This is a genomic window from Deinococcus metalli, assembly GCF_014201805.1.
GTDB classification, from domain to species: Bacteria; Deinococcota; Deinococci; order Deinococcales; family Deinococcaceae; genus Deinococcus; species Deinococcus metalli.
Genome location: NZ_JACHFK010000001.1, coordinates 642,431 through 656,589 on the forward strand (window position 1 = coordinate 642,431; position 14,159 = coordinate 656,589).

A 14,159-nucleotide genomic window follows, 5' to 3' on the forward strand; every position below is an offset into this window, starting at 1 on the left:
ACAGGAGAAACAGATGCTGCCATTTCTTCTCAGGCGACTGGTGCAGGCGGTTCCGACCCTGCTGCTCTCCAGTCTCCTGATCTTCTTCGTGATCTCGCTGGCTCCCGGCGACTTCCTCACACCGGCCAAGCTCAACCCGAACATCTCCGCACAGCAACTGGACAACCTGACCCGCAACTTCGGGCTCGACAAGCCCCTGGTCCAGCAGTACCTGCTGTGGATGCGCAACATCCTGCACGGCGACTTCGGGCTGTCGTTCTCATTCCAGGCGCCGGTGCTCCAGATCATGTGGCCGCGCATCGTCAACTCGCTGTGGCTGGTTCTGGTGATCACCGTGGTGTTCTACGGCCTCGCCATCCCGATCGGCGTGTTCGGCGCCGTGCGGCAGAACAGCCTGGGTGACCGCAGCGTCAACGTGTTCATGTACTTCCTGCTGGGGTTCCCGAGCTTCTTCCTGGCCCTGATCGCCCTGTACTTCCTGCTCCAGATCATCTTCGCCACCCACTGGGCGATCCCCATCGGTGGTATGACCAGTCCCGACCACGCATCCATGTCGGCCGGCGGCAAGGTCTGGGACGTGTTCAAGCACCTGCTGGTGCCAGGAATCCTGCTGGGCATCCATCAGACGGCGGGCCTGTCACGATATGTCCGCGCGCTGATGCTGGAAGTCATGAATTCGGACTACATCCGCACCGCGCGCGCGAAGGGCGTCAGCGAATCCTCGGCCATCTGGAAGCACACCTTCCGCAACGCGATCCTGCCCATCGTGGCCGGCATCGGCGGAGAGTTGCCCGGCCTGATCAGCGGGGCGGGGTTCATCGAGGTGGTCTTCGCATATCCGGGGATCACGCCCATGCTGCTCGACGCCCTGAACGCCCAGGACCTGTACCTGATCGCGGGGTTCACCATGATGACGACCATCCTCCTGATCGCCGGGAACGCCATCAGTGACATCCTGCTGGCGTTCGTCGATCCGCGCGTGAAACTGGGGTGACTGTGACAACGACCGCAACCCCGATGACCCAGGCGGCGCAGCGCCAGCGCGGCCAGTCGCAGCTCAGCGTGGCCTGGGGCCAGTTCCGCAAGAACAAGCTGGCCCGCTTCGGCGGCACCTGCCTGATCCTGCTGTATGTGATGGCCCTGTTCGCGCCCTTCATCGCCCCGGACGGCCTGTCGAACTACTCGACGACCAACATCACCAAATTCCACCCGCCCACGCCGGTGCATGTGCGGGATTCGAAGACGGGCGCTTTCACCCGGCCCTTCGTGTACAAGTACACGCAGCAGCTGAACATGGACACCTTCGTCAACGAGGTCAAGCCCACCGACCAGAAATGCCCCCTGTATCTCGGCGTTCGCGGCGACGCGTACAAACTGTTCGGCTTCATTCCCAGCACCGTTCACCTGTTCGGGACGGGCAACCCGGACTGCAAGATCTACCTGTTCGGCGCCGAGACGCTCGGGCGCGACCTGTTCACGCGCACCATGTACGCGTCGCAGATCTCGCTGACCATCGGCCTCGGGGCCACCATCCTGACCACCCTGATCGGCCTGTTCGCGGGCGCCGCCGCGGCGTATTTCGGCGGCGTGGTCGACACGCTGGTGATGCGTCTGGTCGAGGTCCTGGCCGCCATTCCCACGCTGTTCCTGCTGATCCTGCTGCGCGCCATCTTCCCGCAGAACATCAACCCGATCTTCGCGTTGTACGTGGTCTTGCTGCTGCTGGCCTTCGTGAGCTGGGGTGGTCTGGCCCGCGTGACCCGTGGCCAGCTCCTGAGCGTGCGCGAGCTCGACTTCGTGGCCGCCGCCAAGTCCCTGGGCGCCAGCGACAACCGCATCATGTGGCGTCACCTGCTCCCCACCATGACGACGTATACCATTGTCACCCTGAGCCTGGGGATTCCCGCCGCGATCCTCACAGAGTCGGGCCTCAGCTTTCTGGGGATCGGTGCGGTCGAACCCTACGTGTCGTGGGGCAGCCTGCTCACCCAGGCGCAGGAAGGCGGGTTCTCCAGCTTCACGTCCCGGCCGTGGGTGCTCATTCCCGGCTTTTTCATCGTGTTCACGGTGATGTGTTTCCAGCTTCTCGGCGACGGGCTCAGAGACGCGTTTGACCCTCGCAAACGGCAGTAATACCACTTTAAAAAGGTATGATGCGCTACGTGTATTTCCCGGAGGAACCATGACCCATCAGGGCGAGACCCTACTGGCCGTCAACGGCCTGAAGACCTATTTCTACACCGATGACGGCGTCGTCAAGAGCGTCGACGGCGTGACCTTCCATATCAAGAAGGGCGAGACGCTGGCGGTCGTGGGCGAGTCCGGCTCCGGCAAGAGCGTGACCAGCCTGTCGGTCATGCGCCTGATTCCCATGCCGCCTGGCAAGATCGTCGAGGGCGAGATCCTGTTCACCGGCAAGGACGGCGTGCAGAAGAACCTCGTGTCGCTGCCCGAGTCGGACATGCGCAAGATCCGCGGCAACGACATCTCCATGATCTTCCAGGAACCCATGACCTCGCTCAACCCGGTGTACACCGTCGGGGACCAGATCGCCGAGGCCGTGCAACTCCACCAGGGCAAGAACAAGAAAGAAGCGCTGGGCGTGGCGACCGACATGCTGCGCTTCGTGGGCATCCCTGCGCCGGAAAAGCGCGTCCACGAGTACCCGCACCAGATGTCCGGCGGGATGCGCCAGCGCGTCATGATCGCCATGGCGCTGTCGTGCAACCCGGCCCTGCTGATCGCCGACGAGCCGACCACGGCGCTCGACGTGACCATCCAGGCGCAGATCCTGGACCTGATGCGCAAGCTCCAGACCGACATCGGTATGAGCATCCTGTTCATCACGCACAACCTGGGCGTGGTGGCCGAGATGGCCGACCGCGTGGTGGTCATGTACGGCGGGCGCGTGGTCGAGGAAGGCGACGTGGTCGAGATCTTCAAGGCGCCCCGTCACCCGTACACCATGGGCCTGCTGAACTCGATTCCGCGCCCCGGCGAGTACGAGCACATCCCGGGCCAGCCCAAGCCGCGCCTGGAGGCCATCCCCGGTAACGTCCCCAACCCGCTGGCGCTGCCGCCCGGCTGCTCGTTCGAGCCGCGCTGCAAGTTCGCGGTGCCGGACTGCTCCAAGGCCGTGCCCGCCCTGGAAGACACCGGGCACGGGCACATGGCCCGCTGCATCCGCTGGCGTGAATTCGAGCAGGCCCAGGCCGAGGTGACCGCATGACCGCCGCTCCCAGCACGTATTCCGGCAAAGACCGTGGCATGGCCGCCAAGGGCGACACGCTGCTCGATGTCCAGCACCTCGAGAAGTACTTCCCGATCCGCGGCGGCCTGCTGTCGCGCGTGGTGGCGAACGTCAAGGCCGTGAACGACATCAGCTTCGCCGTCAAGCGCGGCGAGGTGGTCGGGCTGGTCGGCGAGTCCGGCTCCGGCAAGACCACGGCCGGGCGCGCCATCCTGCGCCTGATCGAACCCACCGGCGGGCAGGTGATCTTCAACGGCACGGACATCACCAAGCTGAGCAAGGCCCAGATGCGCGATTACCGGCGCGAGATGCAGATCATCTTCCAGGATCCGTTCGCCAGCCTGAACCCGCGCATGACGGTCTCGGACATCATCGGCGAGGCCATGCAGATCCACAACCTGCACCCCGGCAAGGGACGCATCGACCGCATCGCCGAGCTGCTGCAGCGTGTCGGCCTGCGGCCCGAGCACATGCGCCGCTACCCGCACGAGTTCTCCGGCGGGCAGCGCCAGCGCATCGGCATCGCGCGCGCGCTGGCGGTCGACCCCACGTTCATCGTGGCGGACGAGCCGGTCTCGGCGCTCGACGTGTCGATCCAGGCGCAGGTCGTGAACCTCATGCAGGACCTGCAGGAGGAGCTGGGCCTGACGGTGCTGTTCATCGCGCACGACCTGCACGTCGTGGAGTACATCTGCGACCGCATGATCGTGATGTACCTGGGCCGCATCATGGAGATCGCGCCCAGCCGCGAACTGAACCGCAACCCCAAGCACCCGTACACCGAGGCGCTGCTGTCGGCCGCGCCGGTGCCGGACCCGACCGTCAAGCGCCAGCGCATCATCCTGGAAGGCGACATTCCCAGCCCGATCAACCCGCCCTCGGGCTGCGTATTCCGCACGCGCTGCCGCTACGCCGTCGCCGAATGCGCCACCGTGGTGCCGGAACTGCGCGAGGTCGCGCCGAACCACTTCAAGGCCTGCATCCGCGACGACATCCTGTAAACGCGAATCGCCGCGACCGTCCCGTCCCCGTGTGGGGCGGGATTTTTCTGTTCCGTTTCTGACTGAACCTCTCACATCTCACAATTGGCCCCAGCGCACGATGGGTTCATGAAGAAACGCACGCTCCTCGCCGCTGCCCTGCTCGCCTCCCCAGCCCTCGCCGCCGACCTGCGCATCTACCCGAGCTTCGCCGAGGTGCGCCAGCCCGTGACCTCCACCGGCACCCGCCTCGACGTGACCCTGCCGCAGGCCGCGTGGGAGAACGTGCTGGCCGGTTCGCTGGACCTGGAGGGCCTGCCCTTCGACGCCGCCACCCAGACCCTCCAGGCGAACTGGCTGAGCGGTCTGGAGGGCCAGACCGTGTACCTGCGCCGCGGCGACACCACCGAGCCCGTCACGCTGGTGCGCGCCCGTGACCTGCTGGTCAAGGACGCCCAGGGCCGGTACTTCAATGTGCGTTTCGAGGAGTTGCAGTTCAGCGCGCCCCCACCCCTGAACCCGCAGAGCCCCAGCCAGACGCTGACGTACACCCTGCCGAAGGCCGGCAGCGGCACCCTGACGTACCTCACGCGCGCCGTGACGTGGGCGCCGCGCTACACCCTGAAGGCCAGCGACGCCGGCGCGCAGCTCGGTGCCCTGGCCGACCTGCGCAACACCACCGAACTCGCGTACGACGTCAAGGCCACCGAACTGTACGCCGGGGACGTGACGGTGCAGGCCAACCCGCAGGCGGAGGCCGCCAACTTCGCCGCGGACAGCGCCGTGATGCGCGCGGTGCCGGCGCCGAGCGCCCCGGCCACCAAGATCCAGAGCCAGGGCGAGCTGCGTGGCCTGACCCGCTACGACCTCACCACGCCGTTCACGCTGCCGGCCAACAGCGTGATCACCCTGCCGTTCCTCACGCCCAAACTCACGAAGTTCGAGCGCTACGTCGGCCTGACCACGTACTTCAACCCCGGCCCGCAGGAGGGCACCCTGAACCGCTCCTACCGCCTGGAAGCGGACCAGCGCCTGCCCGCCGGCCCCCTGACGGTGCGCGAGGACGGCCGCCTGGTCGGCCAGGCGCAGCTGCCCGACACCCGCGAGGGCGGCACCATCGACTTCACGCTCGGGGACGACCCGGATGTCGAGTACACCCGCAGCGTCCAGCTCGTCCGGCAGGACAAGGACACGAAGGGCAATGTCACGCGCAGCACGTACAAGGTCACGTACGCCTTCGAGAGCAGCAAGGACCGCGCCGTGCGCGCCGAGATCACCGAGCGCATTGGCGGGAGGATCATCATCATCGATGCCATGACGCCGGTGCAGAACCAGGGCGTGGCGACCCTGAAGGTCGACCTGCCCGCCAAGGCCAAGCTCAGCCGCAGCTTCACGGTGGTGATCGCCAACAACTGAGGAGCGTTCCGGCCGCCGCCCCCGACCGTTCGGCAGGTCGGGGGCGGGTCGTTGATGGGGGAGCAGTCGAACCGCTCAGCCCTCCCGGTCATCCGGATCACGCCGCGACTCCGCGTACGTGGCAGCCGGCTCGTGCTCTACAGGATCCCCTCCAGATACGCCTGCACGTCCACCTTCACCGGCATGAAGTACGCGTGCTGGCCGCGCTCGCGGGCGAAGGCGAGGAGGTCGGCAGCGAAGGCGCGGTTGCACTCCAGCGTCGGGGTGAACGTCCGGGGGAACACGGCGTGGTTGCGCGCCCGCCAGTAGTTCAGGCTGGATTCGGTGAGGATGCTGGTCGCGCCCCACCACATCTGCGCGCCGTCGGGGATCAGGTCGCTGTACGCGTCCATCACGCGCAGGTCGAAGAACGGCTGCGTGAAGAAGCCGCTCGCTCCGGCGTCCAGTTTGCGTTCCAGATAGTCGCGTTCCCGCGCGAACGACTGACGGTATGGGTCGAGGCCGGCGTACACGGTCACGTGCGGGGCGTCGCGTCGGAGGCGGCGGATCAGGTCCACGGCGTCCTGGTCGTAGACCCTGGCGCTCATGTCGGCGGGCGCGTCGCCGGTCACGACCAGCACCTCGTCAATGCCGTGCTCGCCCAGGGCCGGCAGGAACGGCAGCGGTTCGCGCGGGTTGAAGTCCACCGCGCGCAGGTGCGGCACGGCCCGGTGACGCGGCCGTGCGAAGGAGCAGCCCAGCCACGAGCGCAGCGAGTAGCGCGTCAGGTCCGGGACGTTCACGGTGTCCACGCTGGGCAGCGCGGCCACGACCTGCGCGATCTCGGCCCGCAGGCCGCTGCGCGAGCGGGGCACGAGTTCCACCGACACGCGCGTGCCGGACGCGCCGGTCACGACACGGCCTCCGCGACCTTCTCCGGATCGTAGGCGAGGATCGGCCCCAGCCAGCGCTCTGCCTCCGTCAGCGGCAGGCCCTTGCGCCGGGCATAGTCCTGTACCTGATCGCGCCCGATGCGGCCCACCGCGAAGTAGCGGGCGTCCGGGTGCGCGAAGTACAGGCCCGACACGGCCGCGGCCGGCAGCATCGCGCAGGATTCCGTGAGGCGCAGGCCGGTCTCCTCGGCGCGGAGGAGGCGGAACAGCGTGCGTTTCTCGGTGTGGTCGGGCTGCGCGGGGTAGCCGGGCGCGGGGCGGATGCCCTGGTAGCGCTCGCGGATCAGGTCGTCGTTGCCCAGCGTCTCGCCGTGCGCGTAGCCCCAGTGCCGGGTGCGGACGTCGCGGTGCAGCTTCTCGGCGAAGGCCTCGGCCAGCCGGTCCGCGACCGCCTTGACCAGGATGGCGCTGTAATCGTCGTGCTGGGCCTCGAACTGCGTGGCGAGTTCCTCGGCGCCGTGGATGGCGACCGCGAACGCCCCGATGTGGTCGCCCTGCGGCGCCACGAAGTCCGCCAGGGCCACGTTCGGGGTGCCCTGCTCGCGCTGCTGGCGCAGGGTGTGGAGGTGCACGACGTCTGGCAGCTCGTCGCGCCCTGCGGCGAGTTCGTGCGTGGCGTGGTCCAGCGTCTCGCCGGCCGGCACGTCCGGGCCGACCTGCACCGCGATGTCGTCACCGTCGCGCCAGGCGGGCCACAGGCCGATCACGCCGCGCGCCGTGAGCAGTGTCTCGTCGATCACGCGCCGCAGCAGCGCCTGGGCGTCCTCGAAGAGCTTGCGGGCCTCCTCGCCGCGCAGCGGGTCCGTCAGGATGGTCGGGTAGATGCCCTTCATCTCCCACGCGATGAAGAACGGCGTCCAGTCGATGTAGTCCAGCAGCTCCGCGATGGGCTGCTCGATAATCTGCCGGCCCGGTTCGCGCGGCGCCGGGGGCACGGCGGGGGAGAGCTGCGGCGCGCGCTCCCGCGCGGTCTCGATGGGAATCAGGCGCACCTGCCGCTCGCCGTGGCGTTCACGCAGCGCGTCGTACTCCACGCGGATGCGTTCCTGCACGCCGCGCGGATCACTCAGCAGGTCTGCGGTGGTGGTCACGGCGCGGCTGGCGTCCAGCACGTGCACGACCGGCCCCGGGTACGCCGGGTCGATCTTGACGGCGGTGTGGGCGCGGCTGGTGGTGGCCCCGCCGATCAGCAGGGGTTTCGACATGCCGCGGCGGGTCATCTCGCGGGCCACCGTGACCATCTCGTCCAGGCTGGGGGTGATCAGGCCGGACAGCCCGATCACGTCGGCGCCCAGCCGCTCGGCCTCGTCCAGAATGCGCTCGGTGGGCACCATCACGCCGAGGTCCGTGACCTCGTAGCCGTTGCACGCGAGCACCACGCCCACGATGTTCTTGCCGATGTCGTGCACGTCGCCCTTCACGGTCGCCAGCAGCACGCGGCCCTTGCCGGCGCCCGCCCCGCCGGCCTGCTTCTCGGCCTCCAAGTACGGCGTGAGGTACGCCACGGCGCGTTTCATCACGCGCGCGGACTTCACGACCTGCGGCAGGAACATCTTCCCGGCGCCGAACAGGTCGCCCACGACGTTCATGCCGTCCATCAGCGGCCCCTCGATCACCGCCAGCGGCGAGCCCAGCGCGCGGTACGCCTCCTCGGCGTCGGTGTCCGCGAAATCCGCGATGCCCTGCACCAGCGCGTGCTTGAGCCGCTCCGCGACGGGCAGGTCGCGCCACGCGTTCACCGCCCCCGCCTCGCGCTTCACGCCCTTGTAGCGCTCGGCCAGGGTCAGCAGGCGCTCGGTGGCGTCCGGCCGGCGCGCCAGGATCACGTCCTCCACCGCCTCGCGCAGGTCGGGCTCGATGTCCTCGTACACCGCGAGCATCCCCGCGTTGACGATGCCCATGTCCAGGCCCGCGCGGATCGCGTGATACAGGAACACGGCGTGCATCGCCTCGCGCACGTGGTTGTTGCCACGGAACGAGAACGACACGTTGCTGATCCCGCCGGACACCAGTGCGCCCGGCAGGTTCGCCTTGATCCAGCGGGTCGCCTCGATGAAGTCGATGGCGTAGCGGTCGTGCTCCTCGATGCCGGTCGCCACGGTCAGCACGTTCGGGTCGAAGATGATGTCCTGCGGCGGGAAGCCCACCGTCTGGGTCAACAGGCGGTACGCGCGGGACGTGATCTCCTTGCGCCGATCCAGGTTGTCGGCCTGCCCGTGCTCGTCGAAGGCCATCACGACCGCCGCCGCGCCGTAGCGCCGCAGCAGCCGGGCGCGCTCGATGAACGTCGCCTCGCCGTCCTTGAGGGAGATCGAGTTCACGACTGCCTTGCCCTGCACGCGTTTGAGCCCCGACTCCAGGATGTCCCACTTGGACGAGTCGAGCATCAGCGGCACGCGCGAGATGTCCGGCTCGCCGGCCAGCAGGTTCAGGAACTTGACCATGGCGGCCTCGCCGTCAAGCATGCCCTCGTCGAAGTTCACGTCCACGATCTGCGCGCCGTTCTCGACCTGCTGCCGGGCGATCTTCAGACCCGCGTCGTAGTCCCCGGCGAGGATCGCCTTGGCAAACTTGGGGCTGCCCGTCACGTTCGTCCGCTCGCCCACGTTCACGAAGTTCAGTTCCGGCGTGACGTTCAGTGGTTCCAGCCCGCTGAGGCGCAGCACCGGCGGCAGCTGCGGCGCGGTGCGCGGGGGCACGTCTCGCACCGCCGCCGCGATCGCGCGGATGTGCTCGGGCGTGGTGCCGCAGCATCCGCCCACGATGTTCACCAGCCCCTCGCGCGCGAAGTCCGCCAGCACGGCGGCCGTGTGCTCGGGCGTCTCGTCGTACTCGCCGAAGGCGTTGGGCAGGCCGGCGTTCGGGTGCACCGACACCAGCGCGTCGCTGCTGCGCGCGATCTCGCGCAGGTGCGGGCGCAGCAGGTCCGCGCCCAGCGCGCAGTTCAGGCCCAGACTGAACAGGTCAGCGTGCGCGGTGCTGATCGCGAAGGCTTCCGGCGTCTGGCCGCTCAGCGTGCGCCCGGAGGCGTCCGTGATCGTGCCGGACAGCATGATCGGCAGTGTGGTGCCGCTGACCACGAAGGCTTCCTCGCACGCGAACAGCGCGGCCTTGGCGTTCAAAGTGTCGAACACCGTCTCGATCAGCAGCAGGTCGGCCCCGCCCTCGATCAGGCCCAGGGCCGCCTCGACGTACGCGGCCACCAGATCGTCGTAGGTGACGTTGCGGAACTCCGGGCGTTCCACGTCGGGCGACAGCGTCGCCGTGCGGTTCGTCGGCCCGATGCTGCCGGCCACCCAGCGCGGGCGGCCGTCGCGGGCGGTGAACTCGTCGGCGACCTCGCGCGCCAGCCGCGCGCCCGCCACGTTCATGGCGCGGGCCAGGTGCTCCGTGCCGTAGTCCGCCTGGCTGACCGTGGTGGAATTGAAGGTGTTCGTGCTGGCGATGTCCGCGCCCGCCTCGAAGTACGCGCGGTGCACGGCGCGGATCACGTCAGGCCGGGTCAGTTGCAGCAGGTCGAAATTGCCGCGGTACATCCGCAGCGGATCGGCGTCGTCCCAGCGGAAATCCGCCTCGGTCAGGCCCGCGCCCTGGAGCTGGGTCCCCCACGCTCCGTCCAGAATCAGAATACGTCTGCGCGCCTCGGCGCGAATCTCCGTGCTCACCGTTCACCTCTGCTGGGCCGCCCGGTGGCGGCCTGTTGCTGTGTTCTGCGCACGCGGCGCCGCCCGTTGGCCATCGTTCCCGCTCGCGCCATCGTCGGCGCACCCACGCGGGTCTTTCCTGGAAGCACCGTTGCCGAAATGTGGGCCGGTTGCCACGCCATCACAGGGCAGGAAACACCCTCCGGCGGTTCTGGATGACCGCGCCCAGGGGGCACGATGCGGGCAGGATAGCGCGGAGGCGCGCCGCGAACCGCGGGGTGGAGTGGACAGGGGGCTGGGACGCTCAGCCCGACGGCGTGAGGCCCACCGCCGCGAGCACCGGCCGCAGCACGTCCCAGCCCTCGTCGCCCTTCGGGGTCAGCAGGCCCTGCGCCTCGGCTGCCAGCACCCGGGCGGCGTCCCGCTCCCCCTGGTCGAGCGCCAGCGCGGCCTGCTCGGCCACGATCAGGCCGCGGATCGAGGGGGTGGTCAGCACCTGCGCGTGGCGCTCGGCATCGGCCAGAACCGCCGCCGCCTCGTGGTGCTGGCCCAGGCGGCGCAGGCACGCGCCGTACTTCCACAGGCTCAGGGTGCGGCCGCGGGTGGCGTGCGAGCCCGGATGCGCCGCGACCGACTGCCCGTACTGCGCGGCGGCCTGCACGTAGTCGCCGCTGCGGAACGCGGCGTACCCCAGCCAGTACAGGATGTTCGACGCCCGCACCGGCTGCGCGCGGCGCGTGAGTTCCAGTGCGGGTTCGAGCATGCTCCTCGCGTCGTCCCATCGCTCCTGGCACGCCCGCGCCGCCCCGCCCTCGAGCAGCAGCGCCGCGCGGTGGTCGTCGCTCAGCGGCGCCAGCCCGTCCAGGGCACGTTGCACCGTCTGCACGGCCAGCTCGTATTCGTCTTCCTCGGTGTGGAACTTCGCGCGGCGCGCGGCGAGGTCCGCGTGCAGGGCGGGATCGTCCAGCACGCGGGCCAGCGCTGCCATGTGTTCCAGGCTTTCGGTGCGGCCGACCGGGTCGTCCGTGTGGCGTTGCAACTCGCTGCGGGCCGCGTGGAGGTGAAAGGCGTCGGCGGGCGGCGGCCCGGCAGCCAGGGCGCGGCCGGAGGCGTCCAGGGCGTCGGCGTACGCGTACAGCCGCTCGGCCGCCTGCGCGGCGTCCCGCCAGTGCGGCCATGCCAGGCCCGGCTCGCCCGCGTGCTGGTAATGGTCGGCCAGCTTCGCCGGCGGAGTGCCGGGGGGGGCGAGCTGCGCCAGTTGCCGGTGCAGGTACCGGGCGCGCGGTTCGCCCAGCGTGCGCGCCACCACCCGGCGGTACAGGTCGTGCCCGAAGCGGTACCCGCTGCCCTCGGGCACGATCAGCCGGGCGAGTTCCGCGCGCTCCAGGGCGTCCAGCGCCTCGCGCTCGTCCAGACCACACGCCCCCGCGACCAGCGGGATGGGAAAGGACTCACCCCACAGCGTGCCCGCCTGGAGCAGCTGCCGGGTGGCACTGCCCAGGCGCTCCACGCGCTCCGCGATCGCCTCGGTCACGCCGGGCGGGATCGGCATCTCGGCGTAATCCACGGTGTAGGCGTCGTGCGGGGTGAACCAGTGGCCGCCCTGGACGTTGAGCTCGCCGCGCTCGCGCAGGCCGCGCAGCGTCTCGACCAGAAACAGGGGATGCCCGGCGGTCGCGGCGTACAGGCGCCGCGAGAACAGCGGAGCCGGCGCGCCGGTGAGCCGCGTGATCAGGGCGGCCACGTCCTGCTCGCTCAGCTCGTGCAGCGTCACGCGCGGCGGGTTCAGTCGGCGCAGGATGTCCGTGAGTTCCGTGCGCGCGTTCAGCTCGCCGGGCCGGGCGGTCAGCCACACGCGCGGCGCGCCGCGGTGCAGCGCCAGGAACACGGCCTCCAGCGTGCCGGAGTCCAGCCAGTGCAGGTCCTCGACGATCAGGGTGCGCGGCCCCAGCAGGCTCACCAGCGCCTGCGCGAACGCGTCCAGCAGCGAGCCGCGCGTGTCCGGGCCCTGCGCCGCGCCCGGCTCGTGGACCGCCGCGTGCAGCAGGGGGCGCAGGTGGAGCGGACAGTGCGCCAGCGCCCCGGCGCGCAGCACGTCCAGCAGCGGTCCGAACGGCAGCGGCGTCGTCTCGGGCGCGCCGCGCAGGATCAGGGCGGCGCTGCCGGCCGCGTCGTGCACCAGGCGGGACTTTCCGACCCCGGCCTCGCCCAGCACCAGGCGCAGGCGGCTGCCCAGCAGGGCTGTGCGCGCGTCCTCGCGGCCCACCAGCGGCATGGGCAGCGGCGAGGTCGGCTCCGCGTCCGCCGGCCGGCCCGCGTGCGCGCCCTCCCGCGCGTGTTCGATGCGGTCGCGCAGGGCCAGCGTGGCCGGCAGCGGGCGCACCCCGAGGTCCGCGTGCAGGGCGCGTGACAGCGCGTCGAAGGTGTCCAGCGCCGCGTCGTGCCGGCCCAGGGCCAGCAGCGTCTCCATCAGCGCCCGCACCGAGCGCTCACGCAACGGGTCGAGGCGCACGGCGCGCTCGCGTACTGCCAGCGCCGCCGCGAGCTGCCCGGCGACGGCCAGGGCCTCGGCGTGAAGGTCGAGCGCGCGGTACTGCTCCTCGCGGATCGAGGCCGCGTACGCCTCGGCCCACCCGTCGAACGCGGCCGCAGCGGGCAGAAGCAGGTGATCCAGGAAACGGCCGCCCGCCAGCGCGGCGGCCCGCTCGTGGTCCCCGTCCGCCAGGGCGGCGCGCAGGCGCAGCACGTCCACCCGCACGTCCGGGTGCACGGCCACGGTCGGTCCGCTGGCGTGCAGCCACGCGCCGGCCTCGGAGGCCTTCAGGCGGTGGAGCTGCACCCGCAGGTTGCGCCGCGCCGCGTCGGCACCCAGGTCGGTCCACAGCAGGTCGGCCAGGGCCTCGCGGCTCGTCTCGCCCTCGACCGCCACGTACACCAGCAGCGCGAGGCTCTTGCCCTGCACGTCCAGCACGCGCTCTCCGGCCATGACCCTCGGCGTGCCCAGGGTGTGCACGGTCAGCGGCTCGGCACGGGTCATGGATGCCCGCAGTGTAGTCCAGCGCCCGGCGCAACACCCGCGCAACGCCGCGCGCCGTACGGTCTGGCCACGGAGACCCGTGATGCCCACACCTGACCCCCCCACCCCCCCGGCCACCGGCGGCACCGAGTACGTGCTGCGCATCGAATGGGCCCGCGACCGGCCGCCCACCTGCCACGTCGCGCGGCGCCACGACGGCGAGATCGAGTGGCTGGAATTCCGCGAGCCCGACGCCCTCCTGAGGCATCTGTGGCTGATCCTCGACGGCGGACCCGGCCTGCGCTGAGCGCGCTACGCTGGAGCATGTCCCTCCGACCGCTGCTGCTGGCCGCTGTGCTGGCCCTCGTTCCGCTGGCCGTGGCCCAGGGCGATCCGGTCCCGGAACTCCAGCCTGTCCCCGCCGGGTCGCTGCCGGCCACCCCCGTCCTGCTCGACCGGGCGGCCACGCCGAGCCCGGCCGGCACGACGGCCACGCTGGACGCGCCGCGCATGGCCCGCAGTCCGCTCACGCTGAGCATGACGGTGCAGCGCCCGGGCGGCCCAGTTCTCGTGGTCGCCGTGCGGCGCGACAACGCCCAGAACTGCGCCTTCGCACCGCTGCTGCGCGTGGTGGAGGTCGGCACCCGCCGGGTGGTGTACCCCGTCGCTGGCCGGCAGCGTCTGTGTACGCAGGAGATCGTCACGAAGTCCACCGCTGCGACCGGCCGGCTCTCGTTCAGCCGCGAGGTGACCCTCCCGCCGGGCGAGTACGTGATCGAGGCGTGGCTGCCCGGCGTGGTGGAGGGCGCGCTGGTGCGGGTGCCGGCCGCGCCGGTGCGCGTGTCCGTGAAGTAGGACCGGGTACCAGAAGAGGGCCGCATGAAGGGACGATGGCGACCCGCTGGCCGCACCACCGGGACT

10 protein-coding genes are annotated in these 14,159 nt (G+C 70.2%); 7 read left to right on the plus strand and 3 right to left on the minus strand.

Annotation, left to right across the window (positions count from 1 at the left end):
• Positions 1–13: 13 nt before the first annotated feature.
• The 5 genes from HNQ07_RS03165 to HNQ07_RS03185 all read left to right on the plus strand — a co-directional run bounded on the left by HNQ07_RS03165 (position 14) and on the right by HNQ07_RS03185 (position 5,646).
• A complete protein-coding gene (locus HNQ07_RS03165) occupies positions 14–994 on the plus strand; it encodes an ABC transporter permease (protein ID WP_184109422.1) in 981 nt (326 codons plus the stop codon).
• Positions 995–1,017: 23 nt separating this feature from the next.
• Positions 1,018–2,133, plus strand: a complete 1,116-nt coding sequence (locus HNQ07_RS03170; RefSeq protein ID WP_184109849.1) for an ABC transporter permease — start codon at positions 1,018–1,020, stop codon at positions 2,131–2,133.
• A gap of 49 nt (positions 2,134–2,182) precedes the next feature.
• Positions 2,183–3,229 carry an ABC transporter ATP-binding protein gene (locus tag HNQ07_RS03175; RefSeq protein ID WP_184109423.1) on the plus strand — a complete coding sequence of 349 codons (1,047 nt, stop codon included), beginning with the start codon at positions 2,183–2,185 and terminating at the stop codon, positions 3,227–3,229.
• The gene (locus HNQ07_RS03180; protein WP_184109424.1) at positions 3,226–4,251 is read left to right on the plus strand and encodes an ABC transporter ATP-binding protein; all 1,026 of its coding nucleotides are present in this window, start codon (positions 3,226–3,228) and stop codon (positions 4,249–4,251) included. The genes HNQ07_RS03175 and HNQ07_RS03180 overlap by 4 nt, the downstream gene beginning before the upstream one ends.
• Positions 4,252–4,359: 108 nt before the next feature.
• Positions 4,360–5,646 (plus strand): DUF4139 domain-containing protein, encoded by a 1,287-nt coding sequence (locus tag HNQ07_RS03185; protein ID WP_184109425.1) that lies wholly within the window; start codon positions 4,360–4,362, stop codon positions 5,644–5,646.
• Between the two features lie 137 nt (positions 5,647–5,783).
• Here the strand turns inward: HNQ07_RS03185 and HNQ07_RS03190 are convergent, their stop codons facing one another.
• The 3 genes from HNQ07_RS03190 to HNQ07_RS03200 all read right to left on the minus strand — a co-directional run bounded on the left by HNQ07_RS03190 (position 5,784) and on the right by HNQ07_RS03200 (position 13,259).
• Positions 5,784–6,539: a methylenetetrahydrofolate reductase gene (locus tag HNQ07_RS03190; RefSeq protein ID WP_184109426.1), complete on the minus strand. Its 756-nt coding sequence runs from the start codon at positions 6,537–6,539 to the stop codon at positions 5,784–5,786.
• Positions 6,536–10,243: a methionine synthase gene (metH, locus tag HNQ07_RS03195; protein WP_184109427.1), complete on the minus strand. Its 3,708-nt coding sequence runs from the start codon at positions 10,241–10,243 to the stop codon at positions 6,536–6,538. The genes HNQ07_RS03190 and metH overlap by 4 nt, the downstream gene beginning before the upstream one ends.
• A 283-nt stretch (positions 10,244–10,526) precedes the next feature.
• The gene (locus tag HNQ07_RS03200) at positions 10,527–13,259 is read right to left on the minus strand and encodes an ATP-binding protein (protein WP_184109428.1); all 2,733 of its coding nucleotides are present in this window, start codon (positions 13,257–13,259) and stop codon (positions 10,527–10,529) included.
• Positions 13,260–13,341: 82 nt separating this feature from the next.
• Here HNQ07_RS03200 and HNQ07_RS03205 point away from each other — a divergent pair, with 82 nt between their 5' ends.
• Complete coding sequence (locus tag HNQ07_RS03205) at positions 13,342–13,545, plus strand: hypothetical protein (protein WP_184109429.1); 204 nt, start codon at positions 13,342–13,344, stop codon at positions 13,543–13,545.
• Between the two features lie 17 nt (positions 13,546–13,562).
• Positions 13,563–14,093, plus strand: a complete 531-nt coding sequence (locus HNQ07_RS03210) for a hypothetical protein (RefSeq protein ID WP_184109430.1) — start codon at positions 13,563–13,565, stop codon at positions 14,091–14,093.
• Positions 14,094–14,159: the final 66 nt, after the last annotated feature.